This is a genomic window from Coleofasciculus sp. C1-SOL-03, assembly GCF_040220555.1.
Classification (GTDB): Bacteria; Cyanobacteriota; Cyanobacteriia; order Cyanobacteriales; family Coleofasciculaceae; genus Coleofasciculus.
In genome coordinates this window covers 14,717-37,053 of the sequence record NZ_JAVJUO010000148.1, presented here as the reverse complement: position 1 = coordinate 37,053, position 22,337 = coordinate 14,717, and the positions used below count along the sequence as shown (strand labels likewise).

Here is a 22,337-nt window from a genome sequence, read left to right as displayed (position 1 = left end):
TAAGGTTCACGTCATACCGGATGTTCCCCACCCATCCAGATGGTTGTTGCTTTAAGCCATGTTGATTACTTGGCTAATATCCTAAATCATGACATTGGGGATTGCCATAGTCAAGTATTTTCGATAAGATTAGTCTCCCCATCTAAAGAGCTTCATTTTAGAACCAAAGTGTCTGACCCTTCTGGGTCTGTAGTTTAGTGGCTAATGCTACTCCGGAAAGCCAACCGTATATATAAAACTATAGGAAAACCACGTCAACTGGAGACGAGATGACTCACCCAATGATGACTAGAGAGCGAATTAACGTCAATTATTTCTCTATTTTTCAGTTTTTTTCAGTTTTTCAATGGAACGGGCGATGACGTAGCCGACTTGGATAGAACTGAGATTTTACCGCACTGGTAATCAATTCCTAGTTACCGTAAGGTGGGCGAGAACAACTAACGATAAGACAAGGGTTTCAAGGTTTATACCCCTTGCCCACCCTACCTCTAATGAGGAATGACCAGTGACCAATGACCAATTACACTAGGAACTATCTTATGACAAACAGGAGCATCAACCTAAATCAACAGCATCAATCTTGGCATCGAGACGATGTAGCCTATCCAGGACAACGATGGTTAGTGGAAGAACGAGATGCTTGCGGTGTTGGCTTTATTGCCTCAGTCGCAGGTGTTGCTAGCCATGACCTGATTGAACAGGCACTTTCGGCATTAACCTGTTTAGAACATCGCGGTGGCTGTAGCGCTGACCGAGATTCGGGTGATGGCGCTGGCTTGATGACGGCGATTCCTTGGGGGTTGTTTACGTCTTGGTTTGCGGAACAAGGAATTACCATGCCACCAACCGATCAGTTGGCAGTGGGTATGGTATTTTTACCCCAAGATGGGACAAAGGCGACTAAAGTGCGAGACATTGTTGCCGGAGTCTTTGAACAAGACGGTTTCACCGTATTGGGTTGGCGTGTCGTCCCCGTGAACGAGTCAGTTGTGGGACCCCAAGCCCTAGACAATCAACCGCACATAGAGCAAATTATTGTTAGCTGTCCCCATCAAAGGGGGAATGAACGGGAACGTCTCCTCTATAAAACTCGCCGTCGCATTGGTCGTGCATTAGAAGCCGATGGCACACTTCATTGGTCGGATGATTTATACATTTGCTCCCTCTCCAGTCAGACAATTGTCTATAAAGGCATGGTGCGTTCAGCGGTATTGGGTGAATTTTATCAGGATCTGAAACAGCCGGAATATCAAAGCCCCTTTGCCGTTTATCATCGCCGTTTTAGCACCAATACCCTACCCAAGTGGCCCCTAGCCCAACCGATGCGGTTATTGGGACATAATGGGGAAATTAATACGCTACTGGGTAATATTAACTGGATGCGGGCAAGGGAAGCCGATTTATCCCATCCAGTGTGGGGGAGTGAAATCGAAGACCTCAAGCCCACAGTTGATCCGGATAATAGTGACTCCGCTACCCTAGATAATATCTTTGAGTTACTCGTGCGATCGCGTCGTAGTCCTTTGGAAGCCTTGATGATTATGGTGCCCGAAGCCTACCAAAATCAACCTGATTTGCAGGATCATCCGGAAATTGTTGATTTTTACGAATACTACAGCGGCGTTCAAGAACCTTGGGATGGTCCGGCGCTGTTAGTCTTCAGTGATGGTCAAGTCGTGGGTGCAACCCTAGACCGGAATGGATTGCGACCTGCCCGTTATAGTATCACCCGGAATGGCTATGTCGTCGTCGGGTCAGAAGCAGGTGTTGTAGACTTACCCGAAGCGGACATCGTGGAAAAAGGCAGACTCGGACCCGGACAGATGATTGCTGTGGATTTAGCCAACCACGAAATTCTCAAAAATTGGGACATCAAACAGCGAATTGCCCAACGTTTACCCTACGGAGACTGGCTGAAACAGCATCGTCAGGTTTTATCCCCTCAAGGGTTTACTGATTCAACTCAACTCGACGCCCAAACCTTACTCCAGCAGCAAACCGCCTTTGGGTATACGGCTGAGGATTTAGATATGATCCTGGAACCGATGACGACTCAAGGGAAAGAACCCACGTTCTGTATGGGGGATGATATTCCTTTAGCCATCCTCTCGGATAAGCCGCGCCTGCTTTACGACTATTTCAAACAACGGTTTGCCCAAGTCACCAATCCACCGATTGACCCCTTGCGGGAAAGTCTGGTGATGTCCTTAAGTATGGAATTGGGTCAACGGGGGAATTTGCTAGAGGCTAAACCAGACTATGCCCAACTGCTGAAACTGAAAACCCCGGTTCTAAATGAGGCGGAGTTAAATACGATCAAAACCTCTGGGTTTGCCACTACAGAACTCTCCACCTTATTTGAGATTAGCGCCGGTCCAGATGGTTTAAAAGCCGCCATTGACCGATTATGTGACCAAGCCGACCAAGCGGTAAAATCTGGCTCAAAAGTGCTGATTTTGAGCGATAAAATTGGTGGAAGTGTAGGAGAAAACACCAGTTATATTCCACCCCTATTGGCAGTTGGGGCAGTTCACCATCACCTGATTCGTGCCGGGTTGCGGATGAAAGCCTCCCTGGTGGTAGAAACGGCGCAATGCTGGAGTACCCATCATTTTGCTTGTTTAATTGGCTATGGGGCGTCGGCGATTTGTCCCTATTTGGCATGGGAATCGGTGCGTCAGTGGTGGTCGAATCCCAAAACCCAGAAACTGATGGATCGGGGTAAAATTGAACCCTTAACCATTGAAGCGGCACAGAAAAATTACCGTAAGGCGGTAGAAGCCGGGTTATTGAAAATCCTGTCTAAAATGGGGATTTCTCTCCTCTCGTCATACCAAGGGGCGCAGATTTTTGAGGCATTGGGAATTGGTGCAGAGGTATTAGATTTAGCCTTCTGCGGTACAACCTCCCGTTTGGGTGGGTTGAATCTGGCAGAATTGGCACAGGAAGTGATTGCTTTCCATCAACGGGCGTTCCCGGAATTGACGGGTAAGAAACTGGAAAACTGTGGCTTTATCCAATACCGTCCCGGTGGCGAATATCACATGAATAGTCCGGAGATGGCAAAGGCGTTGCATAAAGCTGTGGCGTCGTTTAAGGGACAGGATGCGTCGGTTAAAAATGGAAACGGCAAAACTGACGACGAAAAGACCGCTTATGACCACTATGAGGTCTACAAAAAATACCTGGAAGACCGCCCGGTCACGGCGTTACGGGATTTATTAGACTTCAACAGCGATCGCGCCCCGATTCCCATCGAGGAGGTCGAACCTGTGGCGGATATTGTCCAGCGTTTCTGTACTGGGGCGATGTCCTTAGGTTCCTTGTCACGAGAGGCACATGAAACCTTGGCAATTGCCATGAATCGGATGGGCGGGAAATCCAATTCCGGTGAAGGGGGAGAAGACCCCGTTCGGTTTAAAGTGTTGGATGATGTGGATCATCAGGGAAATTCGCCCACATTGCCCCATCTTAAAGGACTGCGGAATGGAGATACGGCAAGTTCAGCCACCAAACAAGTCGCATCCGGGCGCTTTGGCGTGACGCCAGAGTACCTAATCAGTGGCAAACAATTGGAAATTAAAATTGCCCAAGGTGCGAAACCCGGAGAAGGGGGACAGTTACCGGGGAAAAAGGTGAGTCCTTATATTGCCATGCTGCGGCGGTCAAAAGCTGGTGTCCCGCTGATTTCCCCACCCCCTCATCACGATATCTATTCCATTGAAGACCTCGCCCAGTTAATTTTTGACCTGCATCAGATTAACCCCGAGGCGAAGGTGTCGGTAAAATTAGTGGCAGAAATTGGCATTGGTACGATCGCGGCGGGTGTGGCGAAGGCAAATGCTGATGTGATCCAGATTTCCGGTCATGATGGCGGAACGGGCGCATCTCCCCTAAGTTCGATTAAACACGCGGGTGTTCCGTGGGAATTAGGGGTGACAGAAGTGCATCGGGCGCTGATGACTAATCAATTGCGCGATCGCGTGATTTTACGGGCAGATGGCGGCTTCAAAACCGGCTGGGATGTGGTCATGGCGGCGTTAATGGGCGCGGAAGAGTATGGCTTTGGTTCGGTGTCGATGATTGCGGAAGGCTGCATCATGGCGCGAATTTGTCACACGAATAACTGTCCCGTTGGCGTGGCGACACAGCAGGATCATTTACGCAAGCGATTTACCGGAATCCCCGATCATGTGGTCAACTTCTTCTACTTTGTCGCCGAAGAAGTGCGATCGCTCTTGGCACGGTTAGGCTATCGTAAGTTAGACGAGGTAATCGGTCGGGCGGATTTACTCAAACAACGTGAGGATATCGCGTTAACCAAGACCTCTACTGTATCGGTGAAATGCTTAACCGATTTACCGGATACAAGTCGCGATCGGTTCTTCCTCAACCATGAGGCGGTTCATAGTAATGGACCCGTTCTCGATGATCAACTCCTGGCTGATCCAGAGATTCAAGCCTGCATCACCAACCAAACCTCACTCACCAAAGATGTCGCGGTTCTCAATACCGACCGAGGTGTCGGCGCACGTCTAGCGGGTGCGATCGCCAAAAAATACGGCGATACTGGCTTTGAAGGCGAAATTACCCTCAACTTCAAAGGTGCAGCGGGACAAAGCTTTGGTGCTTTCAATTTACCTGGAATCACCCTCAACCTGGTTGGGGAAGCCAATGATTATGTGGGGAAAGGAATGCATGGGGGTGAAATTATCATCACGCCTCCCACTGATGCCACCTACAACCCCGCCGAAAACGTAATTGTCGGCAATACCTGCCTCTACGGTGCCACAGGCGGTACATTATTTGCCAATGGCTGGGCGGGTGAACGATTCGGCGTCCGCAATTCTAAAGGTCAAGCGGTGATTGAAGGCGCTGGCGATCACTGCTGTGAATACATGACAGGCGGTGTGATTGTAGTCTTAGGTCATGTTGGGCGCAATGTCGGTGCAGGGATGACAGGCGGATTAGCCTACTTCCTAGATGAAGATTCACAATTTCCGGCAAAAGTCAACCCCGAAATTGTGAAGATTCAACGGGTAAGCACATCGGCTGGAGAACAGCAGTTAAAAGCCCTGATACAAGCCCATGTTGACCGCACCAACAGTGTTAAAGCCAAGACAATTTTGGCGAATTGGTCGGACTTCGTCGGCAAATTCTGGCAAGTCGTGCCACCCTCGGAAGAAGATACCCCCGAAGCCAATCCCGAAGCAGTGGCAGAACGGGAGTTGAGTCCAGTTCAGTAACGCCCGAAACTAGGGGTTTTGGCAAGATTAGACCAGGATGAAGGATAAAACCCCGGTTTGCCTTCATCCTTGCTGTTTTTTCCGGCAAATCCTTAGCCAGAGGGAACCTTCACGCCATCTTTTCCCTCATAATTTAGTAAGGAGAGAAAAAGTCTCCTGAGTTTGTACTGCGATACCATCGATGTTTTGTAGAAAGAAGCACAGCTATGGTTCAATACTCCATTAGTGCCACGAAGAATCCCAAAAAGCCGATCAAACTGAGCATCTGGGAATCGGCTGTGCTAACTGACTCTCGCGTTCGCCCTTTTCACTTCAAAGCGAATTATAGCTGTGAGACGCTACCCGAAGCCATGGAGATTCTCCAACAGGTTGAGGCACAATCCCAACAATACGAGGAAGTCGCTTAATCAAATAAAGGACATTGGTATGACAAATGACAAATGACGAATGACAAAAAATTGCTATTTGTAACAACTTTTAAACTTTAGTAAATACTGTTTGGCAGCAAAGGAGAACCATGTTACTTTGAAATGGAGATCGTCCTCCAGAGTCATAACTGGAGAAAAACCAACGAAGAGTCAGAGGTTATGACGATCACTCCCAATCTTTGGCTCTGCCACAGCAGTAACCAACCTAGCGTAGCAATAAGGGGTTAGATTCGGTGAAAACCGAAACCCAACTCAAGTCCAGAAAGACAAATTTATGCGGGTGAATAAGCGGTGAACCTGTGGAATCGGTAAACCTTAGTAAGCTCAGATTAAAACCTGAAAAATTAACGGCTTGAAAAGTCCTAATAGAACGATCAGTTGGGTCTAATCGCTTTGGTTAGACCCAATTGATTATGGTTTATTGTAGGGGCGGGTTTAGGGACTTTCGTTTAGGCATCATTGTAGAGACGTTGCATGCAACGTCTCTACATATAGCATTACGGGCATACGTTAGGACATTACCCTGTTGCCTATTGCCTATTCCCTATTGCCTTGTCACCTAATTTTATTGTCCTAACCTGAATACGTAGTGCTATAAATGATGTGTCCTAATGATTGATACGTTTACCGTACACTAATCGGTTCAGGCGGTTGATTCAAACCCTCTTCTGCCAGCATTGTATTTTCTAGAACCGTAAGCGCTTGCTTGTATTGGGGATCTTCGATTGTGGCACGTAACATCGGCTGTGAAACCAAACGCCGCTGTTGGGCGCGAGTTAAATCAATTTTCACATCCGGGCTAATTCCCTTGTGATTAATATCAATCCCACTGGGAGGATAGTAGCGGGAAATCGTCACCGCTAATCCTGAACCATCCGATAAGGAATGAACCGACTGCACCACTGCTTTACCAAACGTCGTCGAACCGACAACCCTCGCCCGTTTATTATCCTTCAGCGCCCCCGCGAGAATTTCACTGGCGCTGGCTGAATGACCATCCACTAAAACAACCAGGGGAAGCTGAGTCAGTGCGCTTTGATTCGCCGAAAACTTTTGTTCTCCCCCTTTGCGATCAATCGTGTGGACAATCTCACCCTCATCTAGCCACATTCTGGCAATTTCAATACTGGCGTACAATAGTCCACCTGGATTACCCCGCAAATCTAAAACATAACCTTTCACATCTTGGCTATTCAGATTGCGAATTGCCTGTTGCATTTGTTCAGGTGCATGGGAACTAAACTCATCAATACTGATATAACCCACCCGCATCTCACCTTCCTGCTTGAGGGTATAGTGTACCGATGGTAGCTCAATCTGAGCGCGGGTTAAAGTAACATCAAAGTTATTTTGCCCTTGACGTGAAATTTTTAGGGTAACAGATGAACCCACTTCTCCCCGAATTAACGCCGAGGCTTCTTCCGCACTCATCCCTTGAGTAGACTTGCCATCAATGGCGATAATTTTGTCTCCCGCCTTGAGTTCGGCTTTAAACGCCGGTGAATTTTCAATCGGTTCAATAATAACCAGCTTCTGAGTTTTCTCATCAACGCCCATGCGAATCCCGACGCCAGACAGTTCACCCGCCGTTTGATCCGTTAACGCTTTGAATTGTTCGGGTTCTAAAAAGCGAGTGTAGGGATCACCCAGAGGTTCTAGGGCATCGCGAATTGCTTTGTACGCTTGTTCAGCAGACGTATAATTACGGTTAAGTAGCTGTTGACGAGTCGCTTGCCAATCCACTTGATTGAACGAGGGATCAACGTATTCCTGATTAACAAGTTGCCAAACTTCATCAACAACCGTCTTGGGACTATCCTCAAGCGCCGCAAAGACGGAGCGATTACTGCCAATTGGGGCTAACCATGATAATGTGGCTGTTGTTGCGATCGCACCCGTTACGAGGATGCTTTTCAGCCAAGGGAAGGTTTTAGAATATTGATTCATGGGAAATACGTTGAACAGACTATGGGTTGGTTTAAAGCGGACAGTCAAAGCGTACCCAGTCGTTAGCTGCAATAATTAGCATTCCCTGAGTAGGGATAGCATGGTTCTGGCGGCATCAAATCCGTCTATTGCTACTATACTCAACTTATCTGGTTATCTGGCTAATTTCCAGAAATTTTGTGCCAGTTGACCTATTGTCCTGGTGATGACGACAATCGCTTCGCCTCGGACAGTCAGAGTGAATCAAGTGGTAAGCCTCAGTGAGACGATTGATAACACGCCATTGGCTAAGGGTTGCGCGTTGGCTACTGTCTAAGCAACGACTACGCTGGTTAGGCTTAGGGCTATTGAGCCTAGTCGTTATTCTTAGTATAGGGTTACTTGCAAATATCTTCAGATTGGCGGCAGGAGCCGCTGCACCTGTAGATACATTCTTTGTTTTGGGGGGAAGTATTCGCCGGGAGGTTTATGTGGCTCAGTTAGTGAAAAACTATCCCCAAACTCCGATTTTGATTTCTCAAGGCTCTGATGAACCCTGTATTTTGCTCATATTCCAAAAGTATAACGCGCCCATGGGTCAGGTTTGGTTAGAAAAATGTGCGGATTCCACGTTTGGTAATTTCTACTTCGGGATTCCGATTTTACGGCAGTGGGGGGTACGTCATGTTCAGTTAATTACCTCTCCCACCCATTTACCACGAGCGGGGTGGATGGCGCAAATTCTTTTGGGGGCGAATGGGATTTGGGTAGATGTGGATACGGTACAGGAACAGGGAATTCCGGGGAATCAGGAATCCTGGTGGAAGACGGGACTGGATATGACGCGCAGTCTGATTTGGGCGCTGTTGAGTCAGGGAATTCAGCCGCATTGTTCCCAGGTTAAGCCACTGACTGAGGTGGATTTAGAGGCTTGGCGTCAGTCAGGATTCGACTGTGAGTATCAAGGGTGGTTGAAGCTAGATTATTGATTAGCGAAACGCTGGTGTCTAAAAAAGAGTTGACTGTCACCGTAATAGGATGCCACAAATTCTGAGGTGGTTTCCAGATGTCCGATAAGTTGGGCGTTTTGGCGATAACTTGGCTGGTCTATGATATCAGCTTTGTGATCAGCGTTTTCGTCTCCTACGTTTTGGGGAACAACGGCATAGAGAGAAAATAAACGGGTTCCAGCCGGAATCGTGGCAAGATCATCTCTGAAATCATGGGGTGGATTTTCAGGAAATTGAATAGTGGGATTGGGAACCAGAAAAAGGCGATAGGGATAAAAGGGATCAGGTTCTGGATGACCCGTTTGGTCGATTTGGGCAAAGCCTTGCAAATAGAGTTTGCGGGGAAATTTGCTGACGCGGCGGAAGATTAAATTGATGAATTTAGGACCCAAATCATTTTCTGCGGGAACGATATTAGATAATTCATTGGCAAAGAAATTATAGTTATTACCTTGACCGCTAAGGGAAACCAACGCTGAGACATTTTCCGAGGGTTGACCGTCCACCAAAAGCTTGAGGGCTAACCCTGGGGCAAATCCGCGATCGCTGGGATCACCGGTGAGGGATAATCGTAGCAGACCATAGTCAGCACCTTTAAATAAACCAGTAAATGGACTATTCGGCGTTGGGATCAACTTCACCTTAGCAACACTGGCGTGGGCGTGAATGGCTTTGTTCCATTTGCGGGGTGCTTCATCGGATAAGCGATCCATTTTGATGCTTAAGAGAGTAAAAAATAAACCGATAACGTCAATTTTTTTGAGTGGGGGTAGGGTATCGTAGCGGGATGCTAAAATTCTTTGCTGCCAAATCAAGTCCTGCTTTTTTGCAGCCGTCCAGGATTCATAGTCGGCAGGTAGGGGTTCTAGATTGCGGGCATTATGCCAAAATTTTTGGAGATTTTTCATCGGGGCTTCCTTGGAGAAACAAAAGCGAAGCATCCTTTAATTTCCCCCGTGCAAAAAACGCGAAGCAACATCTGGTCTCTCCCTTTTGAAGGGGGACGGAAGGGGGATCTATAAGGGGAATGGAAGCGAGATCGAACAAGGGAAGAGGGAGATCTGATCAGGGGCGTCGCAACGCTTCGTGCGTTACTATTCCCTATTCCCTGTTCCCTATTCCCCAATCTCAACAATTAATATCCGGAAACACCGACTTTACGCCAGGGGGCAAAGGCATTTTGTACACCAAATAAAGCGGGGCTTACGGTGGGGTAATGGCGGCGCAAAACACTTAACATACTGTTGTTGTCAATCCAATCTAAACCCCATTGAGTGTAGACTTCGGCGGTGTAGTCTTTAGTGAAGAAGCGATCGCTCTTAAGTCGTCGGGATGCCATTAGGATAAAGATACGGAAAGCCGTATCGCTGAAGCCAAACCCGGCGGGTGGGTTTTCGGCAAACATGCCCACCATTAAATCAACGCTGTTGATGTCGTTGTTGTAAACCTCCCGGAGTTCCTTTACCCATTGCGGGTTCTCGGTGATGTCCTCAAAGGTTTTGACTCGTTCACGACCAATGAGTTCACGGAATTGATTATAACGGGGAACGCCGCGTTCGCGATCGCGTAATATATCCACAGCTGCTAAATCGAAGACTTCGCCGTTATCCCGGACTAATTGCTGTAGGAAACGGGGATAGTTATGTAAGGTAATCGCCCCAGGATGAGTAATGCCAAAGGAGTAAAATAAATCGGGCATACCTACTTTATCGACTAGCGCCCGACTGCGATTCCCTGATACTTCAAAGAGATTTTCGGTGAATCGTAATTCTCCGTTTTCCAGAGAGTAAAATTCAAACTCATCTGGCATTAAGGGATGCATCCGATAGACGGAGACAAATTCTTCGGTGAGATAGTAGGGGGCAGTATGATGATCCGTGGGTGATCCGACAATACCACTGAGGAGTTCCCCCTCTCCAATGCGCCCAAATAATCGTTTGACATGTTGACCCAACAATCCCCACCAGTTGGCGTTCATAGCGATTTCTAAGGCGGGATGTCCTAGGATGGCAGGCGTCCATTCAACGGTGTGAATTTTGGCGATTAAGGCGGCGTTAATTAGTCGGGCGTGGTTGAACAGATCATCGTCTTTCCAGTCGGGATATTCGTTTTTGAGATGATCGCAAATCGTATTGTGTTCTTTGACGAATAGAGTATGTAACATACTCAAGCCTACCCACCAGTTCTCATCAAAACCAGCGAGATCAACGCCATTTTCGGGGTTGATGGGTAATAAGTCATCCTCACCGATAATTAGCTTACCATCGACATGAGTCCGCAGCTTATCAATGGTTTCCTGATCACTGCCATAAATTTGCGACGCATCCCACCAGTGAGTAACTCGGTTAAGAAAGGTCGGCGGATTTTGGCTATCTCCGTCGGGGCGAGTGGAGTCGGGTAACGTTGCGCCTACTTCTAGGGGTCGATAGTCTTGGGGCCAGGGATCGTCTGCTTCGAGAGGAATCTCAAATTTCTGGTCTAATGTACCTCCGTGGGCGAACCAGTCATGGGTTTGAAATTGAATCCAAGAGGCGGCATGTAGGTTTAAGGTGCTAGCGGGTACAAATTCATCCCGCGTTAGTAATTTGCGGCTAATTGTACGCGGATTGGGTTCAAGTAAATTCTTTTGGTCAGGATGAGTATATTGGAGGGGAACATTGCGTCCAAAACGGGAACCCGCCCGACCCATTGCTGGCTGTTCCAGGTCATTAAAACTCCCGTCGGCTGTGCGAATCTTGAGATGGTCACCCTCTGGACTAGGTGTTGGTTGTGTCCCCTCACCTTGGGTCGGTAATTTTGCGGTATCATGTAGATTTTCTTCCCGCAGTCGGTTCCGGAACTTGAATAACTTGACTAATGCCAGGGGAACGGGGAATTGATGCCAAGGTTTTTGCTGACCTCGACCTGATTGGGATGATTTAGTCATGGTGTTAATTCCTTTTATTTTGATACAATATTTAACAATTCTGTCAAACCGCAATCGGGACTAAAATCAATACTATTCATAGTAAATCTCTATCTTATTTCCGACAAGCCCTTTCCGCAAATTTCCTGAATTAATCTCAACTCTCCCCAATTTATACCAACTTTTGTTCAATTCGAGAACGTTGGGGCAACCGGGGCAGTAATTGGTGCTAACACCCCTCAGCCCATTCGCCACAAAATCGGGATAGTTTTAACAAAACTTAAAATATCTCCCCATTTTTTTCAGGATTTGCCATAATCAAAAAATTAGAATATTCTGGATTTTTGTCGCCATCTGACAAAAAGGCATACCTACGAATCAAGTCCGGAAATGCCAACATAAGTAGGTTGGTGGAAATAAACTCAACCTTATGAAGTTATGTTAACAAGCCTCAAACCCTGACCAATGACAAATAACAAATGACAAATGACAAATGACGAATGACGAATGACATGACAAATGACAACGATATCATTTTTCAACCGCTAACATTCCGAAACCTCACCGTCAGTAATCGCATCTTTCGTTCGAATATTTCCGGCAGATTCGATAACTATGACGGTTCCGGAAACCAAGCCCGAATCAATTGGGAACAGAAGTTTGCCCAGGGAGGCGTGGGCGCAATTATTTCATCGTTTACGCCAGTACAAATTCGCGGACGAATCCTGCCAAACTATGCCACGATTGACCGAGATGACCGTATTCCATTCTGGCGTAAACTTGGTGAGGTGGTGCATGAATACGACTGTAAATTTATCATGCAACTGAGCCATTCTGGGCGTCAGCAGGATGTGAGTGGCGTGGAAAATCTTAATTTAAAAGCCCTCAGTTCAACCAGTATCACAGAATCGTTTCATGGTTTTGAATGCCAAGCCATGACCAAGGCTGAGATTCAAGAAACAGTTCAGGCGTTTGCGGCGGGGGCGAGACGGGCGCGAGAAGCGGGACTCGATGGCGTGGAACTGCATAGCGCCAATGGTTATTTAATTACCCAATTTCTCAGTTCTGGGATTAATGACCGCAACGATGAATATGGGGGATCATTAGAAAATCGCGCTCGCTTTTTGTTGGAGATTATTAAAGCCATTCGTCAGGAAGTGGGTGATGACTTTCACCTCCAAGCTAAGATTAGTGCGGTGGAGTATAATAATGCCGTGATTCCGTGGGAAAAGCCAGGGAATACGCTAGAGGATTCGATTCAAGTCTGTCAGTGGATGGAAGCGGCTGGAGTGGATGCGATTCATGTTTCTACGGGGAGTCTATTTCCTCATCCCTTGAATCCTCCGGGTGAATTTCCCCGCATTGAGGCGATGCGCTGGTATGATTTGATGTTATCCAGTGGAATTCATACCTTTCGCAACTATTTACTCTTTCGGTTTCCCCTGTTCTATCCAATTTTCTTATTCTTATGGAATCGAGTTCAAAAACAGACCCAAGACCAACCGATTCAGGGAGTAGAGGTAAAGGCGCAAGCTTTAAACGAGTCGTTCCAAAAGTTCGTGAGTTCTGAACAGATGCAGGAACTGCTGCAAAAGTATCAGGGGGTTAGTATTAATCACGCGGCTGAGATTAAAAAGCAGGTGAATATTCCCGTGATATGTACGGGAGGGTTTCAACAGGCGTCCTATATTCGTCGGGCTATTCAGGAGAACTTCTGTGATGCGGTTAGTATTGCCCGTCCTTTGGTGGCGAATAATGACCTAGTGCATCAGTTTAAGGCAGGGATAGACTTGCCTGAACGCCCTTGTACTTACTGCAACAAATGTTTACTTAACGCCTTAGAAAATCCCCTGGGTTGTTATGAGTTAAGTCGCTATAATAATTCCGATGAAATGATTGCAGAAATTATGACCGTGTTTGACCCTGCACCTTTTTAGTAGAGACGTAAGTAGGTGGACACAATTAAAGCTAGCGGTGGAGATTAGGGAACTCTTAACTGGGAACAGGGAACGGGGAACAGTAAGGCTTTGAGACTTGTTTACATAACTTAATCTAGTTAAGTTTATTTCCACCAACCTACTTAGCATGCTACGTCTCTACAGCTAGCGAAATTACTAATCACAAATTACCAATGAACAATTATGGACAACTCAACGCCATTGAAGTCAACGGGGAAGACGTTTAAGAAACTAGGGATTGTGATTGCGGGGGTTATCCTTGTCGCCATTATTGGTTTAATTTCTCCCCTAGTCTTAAATAATCCTGTGGATTATGCCGATATTAATGACCACTTTAAATATGGGTCAATTGGTAGTGAACCGGAAAATGGAGTACCTTACTGGATTTGGAAAGTTCTACCCGCCGTATTTCCTGACAAATTACCCGGTGAAGGGTATCAGTCGTTGGGCTTTCTTTACGAACCCGGAAAAGACCGCCCCATTGGGTTTTCTCAGCGTCGCGTCTTGATTGACCGCGTTGGCTTAAATTGTGCGATTTGTCATGTGGGTTCACTGCGGGATACGCCTGAGAGTGAACCTCAAATTATCCCCACGATGCCCTCAAATACGGTGAATCTACAAAGGTATATTCAGTTTCTGGGCAAAACGGCTTTGGATGAACGATTCACTCCTAACCGAATCTTAGCTGAAATTGACGCCCAAGGGGGAAAGTTTAATCCGATTCAGAAGCTGATTTATCGCTATCTGGTTATTCCCCAAACTCGCGATGCGTTGATTACTCAAGCAAGTCAACTGGCTTTTTTAAATGAACAACCCGATTGGGGTCCAGGACGAGTGGATACGTTTAATCCTTATAAATCAATTCAATTTAGCTTCCCGATGGATGAGTTGGAAGAAGATGAAAAAATTGGCACGGTGGATTTACCCTCTATCTGGAATCAAAAACCCCGTGAAGGATTACAACTGCATTGGGATGGGGATAATAAATCGGTTCATGAACGTAATTTAAGTGCGGCGTTGGGTGCAGGAGTGACACCAGTTACGGCGGATTTGGAACGAATTAAACGGATTGAGGATTGGTTGTGGGAACTTCCTCCCCCGGCTTATCCGTACCCGATTAATCAGGAATTAGCGGCTAAGGGTCAGCCCATTTATCAAAATAATTGTGCCAGTTGTCACGCCTTTGGCGGGGCGAAGGTGGGTAAAGTGACGCCGATTGGGGAAATTGGTACTGACCCGCATCGGTTGGATTCTTATACCTACGAGTTACTGTCTAATCAAAATACCCTGTTTGTCGGGACGCCGGAACGGTTCAAGAATTTCCGTAAGACTAATGGTTATGCCAACATGCCATTAGATGGAATCTGGTTGCGATCGCCTTATTTGCACAATGGGTCTGTACCGACCCTACGAGACTTGTTAGAGGCTCCAGACAACCGTCCTCAAGTATTCTATCGCGGGTATGATGTGTTTGATCAAGAAAATGTCGGTTTTATCTCAACCATTGCCCAGGAGAAGGGGACGCCGTATTTTAAGTTTGACACGACTGTACCTGGCAATAGTAACAGGGGTCATCTGTATGGCACTAATCTTTCGTCGGAGGATAAAGCCGCATTGGTTGAGTATCTGAAGACACTTTAAGTTGTTTAAGTTTTTTATAATCAGGAGTAAACATCATGAATCCTTATGCCAAATGGTTTGGTCGCGTGGTCTGGTTAGGTATTGTGGTGAATATGTTTTTTGTAATTCCCCTCTGCTTTTTTCCAGAGGTTCTGCTTTCGCTATTAAAGATGCAAATACCCGTGCCAATTATTTGGGTACGGGCGGCTGGACTCTTACTACTGGAACTCAGTATTTTGTATATTCCGGGGGCAATTGATCCTTATCGCTACAAAGCAACCGCTTGGATGTCAGTAGTCGTCACACGCGGCGCGGGCGCTACCTTTTTCCTGAGTGCTGTTTTGTTTTTTGGGCAAGCGTTAGGATTTCTGACAATTGCTTTAGTTGATGCATTTTTCGTGATTGTCCAAGGAACTCTGTTATTCTTAGCGATGAAGACTCAACAACCTGAAATGTCGGAAACCGTTCAAGAGTTTTCCTAAATCGGTCATTTTTGCAGAAGTTGAATGGATAGGGGCGACCGGCTGGCATTCCTGAACAATTGGAGTTCACTCAATTATAGCTGTCGCCATAATCAACAAATAAAGGAACAATCTTATGGAAAGTACACCATCAAAAATTGGACGAACCATTACCGCGATCGCAATCATTCTAATATTGCTGATTGGTAGTGTGGGATATCTGGCATGGTATAACCTTTTTCGCGAAGTAGATACCTATTACGAATCAGTTGAGGATCATTTTAAATACGGATCAATTGGCAGCGAAAATGCCGAAGGTGTTCCCTATTGGATTTGGTTAGTATTACCTCGAGTTTTTCCCGATAAACTCCCCAAACCCGGTGGCTATACCTCTCTCGGCATTACCTGGGAAGAAGGACAAGAATTACCTGTTGGCTTTTCCAAAAAAATTATCGGCTTTCCTCGCCAAGGGATAACCTGTGCGCTTTGTCATAGTGCCACCTATCGCCAAACCCCCAAAGATAAACCAACGATTGTTCCCGGTGGACCCTCAAATAAATTTAATCTGCAAGGGTATATTCGCTTTCTCGGTGACTGTGCCACTGATCCTCGATTTAATGCCGACTATATCTTAGATGAAATTAGCTATAATTATGACCTGTCTTTGTTTGACAAATTACTCTATCGGTTTATTATTATTCCCCGCACCCGGAAAGAATTATTAGAACTTAAAGAAACCTTTACCTGGATGGAAGAACGACCCGACCAAGGACCCGGACGTATTGCCCCCTTTAATCCGGTGAAGTTTCGAGTTTTGGGGTTGCCTGTCGATGATACAATTGGCAACTCGGATATGATGTCAATTTGGAATCAAAATCAACATGAAGGATTTGCCTTACATTGGGATGGGTTAGAAACATCACTCACAGAAACGGTGAATACGGGAGCCATTGGTGATGGGGCGACGAAGGAGTCAATTAATATTCAGGGATTAAAGCGAGTGGAGGATTATATTCGCCAATTACCGCCACCAAAGTATCCGTACACCATTGACCAAGGTTTAGCCGCAAAAGGGAGTCAAATTTTTGAGAGTAACTGCGCCACTTGTCATGCTTATGGTGGCGAACGCACCGGAACCGTTATTCCCATTGATGAGATTGGCACAGACCGCTATCGTTTAGATATGTGGACGCAAGCAGCGGCTGATGCGTATAATGAGTTTGCTGAGGGGTATGATTGGGATTTTGATCAGCTTCGCAAAACGAATGGATATGTGGCGGTAGCGTTGGATGGGTTGTGGTTAAGAGCGCCCTATTTGCATAATGGTTCTGTCCCGTATTTAACGGATTTATTGACAGTGCCAGAGAAGCGGACGAACGTGTTTTACCGAGGATATGATGTGTATAATCCGGAAAAAGTGGGCTTTGTTGCTGAAGGCGTAGCGGCGGAGAAAGAGGGATTTCGATACGATACGAGAGTGACAGCAAATAGTAATCAAGGTCATGTTTATGGCACCGAGTTGGCGGCTGAGGATAAGTTGGCGTTGATTGAATATTTGAAAACGCTTTAATGTTGTCATTTGTACTTTGTCAACACATCCCTTAAAAAATGGTAAGATTTTGGCATAAGGGTAAAGCCGACCAACCTGCACTCCTGTATTCTTGATGAAGGGGTAATTATAAATCCCATGACTGACTCAGAGAAACAACCACTAACGCTGCAAAAAATCATTGACAGCCTAGACAAGTTAAAGATTGATGAACTGCGAACGCTGCAAAAGGCGACAAATGAGCGGATTCAACGTCACGTTGATGCTTTAGGGAAGCCATTACTAAGTGACTTAGTAGCGGGATTGGAATGGACTGAAGAGTATAAAGATAATCCACCCATCTCCGAGGAACGACTCCAGGAAATCAAAGATGGGGCGAGACCGACTGATACGGAATTAGAGTATATTGCTGAAGCATTGGAAATGGATACTGAGGAACTTTTGCAGATGCTGCGTTTTCGCCAAATTTGAAAGTTCGTAGTTGCGCTTTAGCGCCATAAAGGTTGAACTATTGACGACAAACACTTAATCTAGCACTAAGCTAAGCCTGGAACTAAAGTTCCGCGTCAAAGCTAAAACCCGTTAAAACTGGTTCCCGGGTGTATCTCTACTATTTCCTTGTTGCATAGACACAATATTCAAACAGTTATTTCTTGCTATTTTTATCAGGATTCAGGCTAAGTATTCAACCAAACATGATATTATTTTTTGATAGCGCTAACATTCCTTGAATGGTAGACAAGGGAACCTGATAAAAATACTGACGCAAAAATTGTTCTTCTTCCACAGCCGATAAAAAGCGTTGAATCTTTTCCTTTGTGGTTGGATCGATCGCCTCCCCATCCCACTCCCCCATCGACCCACTGATTTGGATTGACCCGCCTTGGTGGGTTACCTGAAACCCTAACCCGGAAAGGGCGGTGAGTCCCCGATGTAACGTGCGATCGCTTAATTCTAACTTGTCTTGTAATTGCCCTAGGGTAGCGGATTTCCCGGTGCGACTGAGGAATTTAGCTAGTCCGACTAATGTCTCCCAAACCTGGCGGGAGGAGAGTTGAGGCGGTGGCGGATAGGCGATCGCCAATTGTCGTTCGCTTTGCATCGCCCGTCTAAACCAGAGTTGCAATTCATCCCAACTGATGGGACAGTCGCGAACAGTTAACGGATCAATGGGTTCAGGTGTGGGCGTTTCCCCTGGTTCGCCAACTAAGACGGGTGGCGTCAACGGATTGGACATCGACAGCAGGTTCTCGCGATCCTCCTGCATCCCATCACGCCAATCTAAAATCCAATCCAGTTGACTGGGAAGATTAAACGAGGACACCGTATCCCCCGATTGAACGGCGACTAAGCGCACTTCGGGACGTTTTTTGAAGTTATTATAGTCCAGTTCCACAATCGCATTACATCGACCTTTGGGAACTTCATCGCGATAATGTCCCCACCAGATACCAGGAAATCCCACACTGGTGGAATCATCCCAGATTTCTAATTCGGTTTTAATATATTGCACTTTTTTCCCTTTCAAATCCTGGGTATTACGATTCCAAACCGATTCAAACCAACAGTTTTCAATCAGCAGTTTGGGAACCGGATTCCCCATTCCACAAGGTTCTAAAAGTTTCAGTTCCTGGAATAACGGTTTTCCCAAAGCCGCAACCGTGACGACAATATCAGCGGTAACGACTGGGGCTAATAAGGTATCTTGGACGGCGAGTTGTTGGCGTAACTTTTGATTAATCCCTTCGCTAAATAAGGGAATATTTTCTACAGGCAAACTTAACCCAGCAGCAAAGGGATGTCCACCGAATCGGTGTAATAGATGTGCTTGGGATTGGACTAATTCATACAAATCAATTCCATTCACCGAACGGGCAGACCCTCTGGCGATCGGTAAAGTGGTGAGTTCTGACCCTTCGCTACCCTCGTAGGGAACCTGGTTTTGAGGGTGTAGGGGCGGGTTTAGGGAATTTCGTGGCGCTATTGGTGATAACCTTTGTTCAAAACCCGCCCTAACGGAGTGTTGAGTGAACTCTTCTTTCTCCATTGTCTCCTCTGCACCTTCGTCGCCCCACTTTTCACCTGTACTTAATAAAACCGTCGGGCGTCCATATTCTTGGGCAATTTGACCCGCAACTAAGCCTAAAACTCCCGCTGACCATTGGGGATCATCTAGAACAATAACACAGGTGGTTGAAAGGTCAAGTTGTGCCAGTTTCCGTTTAACCTGTTCCGTAATATCTTTCTGTAAGGATTTACGGCGACTATTAGCTAATTCGGTTTCTAACGCTAAGGTTTGAGTATAGGCTTCATCGCGACGGGTTAATAATTCCACACAAAAAGACGCATCCCCCTGAATCCGACTCACGGCATTAATTCTTGGACCTAAACCAAAGGAAATATCCGTCGGGCGATCGCCACTGCGTTGACACAGTTCTAAAAGTTTGGCGACACCGGGGCGGGTGCGGGTTTTTAATTGTTGCTGTAGCGTTTGAATTCCCCGTTGGGCTAAATAGCGACAATCACCACTCAGTTGCACTAAATCGGCAATTAAACCAATGGCTACTAAGTCTAATAAGTCCTCTAACGGTTGTTGAGGACTATCCGGTAATGTTTGATAAAGTGCCTCGACTAACTTATAGGCTACCGCCACACCAGAGAGATGAAACAGGGAATGAGTTTCGGCAAAATAGCGAGGATTAATAATCGAAACAACGTTAGGACGATCCTCGGGTAAGGTATGATGATCGGTAATAATGATATCTATGCCTAACTGAGAAGCATACTCAATTTCACTGAGATTTGTGCTACCCGTATCGCAGGTGACAATCAGTTGCGTTCCCGATTCTGCCAGTTGAGCAATTCCCGGACAATTCAACCCGTGAGATTCTGTGATACGATTGGGAATATAATAGCTGAGTTGTTGATTCTGCGGTAAAAACTGCCCCAATCCGTCCCATAAAACACTGGTTGCGGTAATCCCATCGGCGTCAAAGTCTCCCCAAATTGTCACCTTTTCCCGGTTATCCCGCGCTTGCTGCAATCGTTGCACCGCCCGTTTCATTTCCTGACCAAATTCAAAGGGACTCGCGGGTTGATATAAATCGGGATTAATAAATCCAGCTAATTGGTTTAACTGGCGAATTCCGCGTTGCCATAATAATTGGGCGGCGTAATATCCTTCTGATGCAGGGGCGTAGGATTTAACGGCATCTAGGAACCATTGGGGAACATCGGGAGAGGGTTGAACGTGCCATTGGGGTTGAGGCATAAGTCGGAGGGGAGGAGAATTAGGGAAAACGATTGACGGTTCGACGAAACGCCTGTATGAAAATCTTAACCTGTTTTAAGGCGGTAGGGACAATCAAAGTTTGTCATTTGTCATTTGTCATTCGTCATTTGTCCTTTGTCAGCTAAACCGTAGGGTGCGTTAGCGAAGCGTAACGCACCTTGAATCAATAGCTACCGACAAAAACACCAACTGACAGGATAACTTGTCGGTTCATTCCCCCAGGTTAACTCAAACCCCAAACCCTTTAACCTGCCCATAAACACAGGTATAAGTCACAGCGTCACTCAAGTTCCAAACCTTCATCATCAGAAGTGTCAGTATCATTACCCGACTTGCGTTCCTGAAGCTGCAATAGAATTTCTGCGTGAACATCGCGGGTGATGGGATAAAAATATGCCAGAATTAAGCCACAGATTAAGAACACGGTAGGCAATGGACCAACCACTAACCGAATCGCCAGCAACGCTGAAGCCGGTTGTTCGGGTATCGGTTGACCCGGTTCACTACTCAAAAACCCCGCAAAATCCAGCGCTTGTCCCACGAGAAACAACCCCAACGCTAATCCCATTTTTTGCAGGAGTACCATAAACGAATAGAATATTCCCTCGCGCCGTTGACCCGTATTTAGTTCATCTAATTCAATCACATCGGGTAACATTGACCAAGGGACAAGATAGGCAATGGCAATGCCAAACCCTGCCATGACAAAGAGGAGATACATTAAACCAACCTGATCCCGTGGTAAAAAGAATAATCCGCCTTGGGCGACAATCCAGGCACTCATTCCCATAAAATAAACTGCCCGTTTACCGACGCGCTGACTCACCCAGTTCCAGACAAAAAGCATCACTAAGGCTACACATTGAACCACTAAGGCGGCGGTAAAATAGGACTCTTGACCCATCCAGTTAACCAAATAATAGGGAATAATCGCCGCTGTTAACTGAAAGGCTAACCAGGAAAACAGATAAATCCCAATAACATACAGAAACGGACGATTGCTAAAGGCAATTTTTAGCTGGTCTAAAAAAGGGATTTCCGTTTCATTACTCTCCTCCACCGTTTGCTGCGATCGCCGTTCCCCCGCCGCCGTTGGATCTGTGGTTCCCCACACACACCAATAGGCGGGTAGAACAGACAGAAGTGTACAGATGAGTCCTAAGACTAGATATTGTGTTTGATCATTGGGAATAACTTGAAAGATAAATTGACCCAAGGCTAGGGATAGAATACTCCCACCAATGGAGAAAGCAAAGCGAAAACTATTCAAGCTGGTGCGTTCGTTGTAATCTTGAGTCAGTTCTGGCGTTAATGCGGTATAGGGCAAATTGACACCTGTAAACGCCATGTTGAATAAAATACTGATAATCACGTAATACCAGAACAGCGCCCATTGATTGATTGGGGGAACAACCCATTGCAGGAAAAAGAACACACCAAACGGAATACCGGATAGGATCATCCAGGTATGGCGTCGTCCCCAACGAAAGCGAGTGCGATCGCTCAATACTCCGACAATGGGATCATTAATCGCATCCCAGATTTTGCCGATTAATAGCACGGTACTGGCTAACCCTGGACTTAATCCAGCCACATTGGTGAGGAAAATTAGAAAGGAGAACGCCAACAGGGTAGCTGTAATCCCCGCCCCCATATCACCCGCGCCGTAAGCCAATTTCGTGGCAAGATTAAGTTTTTCAGGTGGGGCTGGTGTTGGTGGAACTGAAGACTCTGATGGAGCGGGATTACTCATTGCTGTTTTTTCTTGCTTAAACACGTAAATTTAACACAACTTATTCAGTTTGACGAATCATGAGTATTTTTCACTAACGTATTCCTCCATGTCATGGACGTACCAGTTACCCTATTTGTTCTACTGATCCAACGGTTTCAGGAGAGGACACCCGATCAAAGTGAGTGGGCGACAGGTGTTAATTGA

The 22,337-nt window shown here is 46.3% G+C and carries 13 protein-coding genes; 8 read left to right on the top strand and 5 right to left on the bottom strand.

Going from position 1 to position 22,337, the window contains the following annotated elements:
• Positions 1-542: 542 nt before the first annotated feature.
• Both gltB and RIE73_RS23645 read left to right on the top strand, forming a co-directional pair.
• Complete coding sequence (gene gltB, locus RIE73_RS23650) at positions 543-5,249, top strand: glutamate synthase large subunit (protein ID WP_446403521.1); 4,707 nt, start codon at positions 543-545, stop codon at positions 5,247-5,249.
• Positions 5,250-5,455: 206 nt separating this feature from the next.
• The gene (locus RIE73_RS23645; RefSeq protein WP_446403520.1) at positions 5,456-5,656 is read left to right on the top strand and encodes a hypothetical protein; all 201 of its coding nucleotides are present in this window, start codon (positions 5,456-5,458) and stop codon (positions 5,654-5,656) included.
• A 645-nt stretch (positions 5,657-6,301) separates the two neighbouring features.
• Here RIE73_RS23645 and ctpB read toward each other — a convergent pair.
• A complete protein-coding gene (gene ctpB / locus RIE73_RS23640) occupies positions 6,302-7,624 on the bottom strand; it encodes a carboxyl-terminal processing protease CtpB (RefSeq protein WP_446403519.1) in 1,323 nt (440 codons plus the stop codon).
• Between the two features lie 398 nt (positions 7,625-8,022).
• On the opposite strand from ctpB, the gene RIE73_RS23635 reads away from it, so the two are divergent.
• On the top strand, positions 8,023-8,592 hold the full coding sequence (locus RIE73_RS23635) for a YdcF family protein (protein WP_446403518.1): 570 nt from the start codon (positions 8,023-8,025) through the stop codon (positions 8,590-8,592).
• On the opposite strand, the gene RIE73_RS23630 is transcribed toward RIE73_RS23635, so the two are convergent.
• Entirely contained in the window at positions 8,586-9,521 is a 936-nt protein-coding gene (locus tag RIE73_RS23630; RefSeq protein ID WP_446403517.1) for a hypothetical protein, read from the bottom strand. The two genes, RIE73_RS23635 and RIE73_RS23630, sit on opposite strands and share 7 nt — an antisense overlap.
• A gap of 227 nt (positions 9,522-9,748) precedes the next feature.
• Entirely contained in the window at positions 9,749-11,539 is a 1,791-nt protein-coding gene (locus RIE73_RS23625; protein ID WP_446403516.1) for a peroxidase family protein, read from the bottom strand.
• 491 nt (positions 11,540-12,030) lie between these two features.
• On the opposite strand from RIE73_RS23625, the gene RIE73_RS23620 reads away from it, so the two are divergent.
• The 5 genes from RIE73_RS23620 (at position 12,031) to RIE73_RS23600 (ending at position 17,577) form a co-directional block, all read left to right on the top strand.
• The gene (locus tag RIE73_RS23620; protein WP_446403515.1) at positions 12,031-13,455 is read left to right on the top strand and encodes an NADH:flavin oxidoreductase; all 1,425 of its coding nucleotides are present in this window, start codon (positions 12,031-12,033) and stop codon (positions 13,453-13,455) included.
• Positions 13,456-13,659: 204 nt separating this feature from the next.
• On the top strand, positions 13,660-15,117 hold the full coding sequence (locus RIE73_RS23615; protein WP_446403514.1) for a c-type cytochrome: 1,458 nt from the start codon (positions 13,660-13,662) through the stop codon (positions 15,115-15,117).
• 35 nt (positions 15,118-15,152) lie between these two features.
• The gene (locus RIE73_RS23610; RefSeq protein WP_446403513.1) at positions 15,153-15,578 is read left to right on the top strand and encodes a hypothetical protein; all 426 of its coding nucleotides are present in this window, start codon (positions 15,153-15,155) and stop codon (positions 15,576-15,578) included.
• A gap of 115 nt (positions 15,579-15,693) precedes the next feature.
• Positions 15,694-17,127: a c-type cytochrome gene (locus tag RIE73_RS23605; protein ID WP_446403512.1), complete on the top strand. Its 1,434-nt coding sequence runs from the start codon at positions 15,694-15,696 to the stop codon at positions 17,125-17,127.
• Between the two features lie 117 nt (positions 17,128-17,244).
• Positions 17,245-17,577 (top strand): hypothetical protein, encoded by a 333-nt coding sequence (locus RIE73_RS23600; RefSeq protein ID WP_446403511.1) that lies wholly within the window; start codon positions 17,245-17,247, stop codon positions 17,575-17,577.
• A 214-nt stretch (positions 17,578-17,791) separates the two neighbouring features.
• Here the strand turns inward: RIE73_RS23600 and RIE73_RS23595 are convergent, their stop codons facing one another.
• Both RIE73_RS23595 and RIE73_RS23590 read right to left on the bottom strand, forming a co-directional pair.
• The gene (locus RIE73_RS23595) at positions 17,792-20,377 is read right to left on the bottom strand and encodes a single-stranded-DNA-specific exonuclease RecJ (RefSeq protein ID WP_446403510.1); all 2,586 of its coding nucleotides are present in this window, start codon (positions 20,375-20,377) and stop codon (positions 17,792-17,794) included.
• 301 nt (positions 20,378-20,678) lie between these two features.
• Positions 20,679-22,151, bottom strand: coding sequence for an MFS transporter (locus tag RIE73_RS23590; protein ID WP_446403509.1), 1,473 nt, complete (start codon positions 22,149-22,151; stop codon positions 20,679-20,681).
• Positions 22,152-22,337 lie beyond the last annotated feature (186 nt).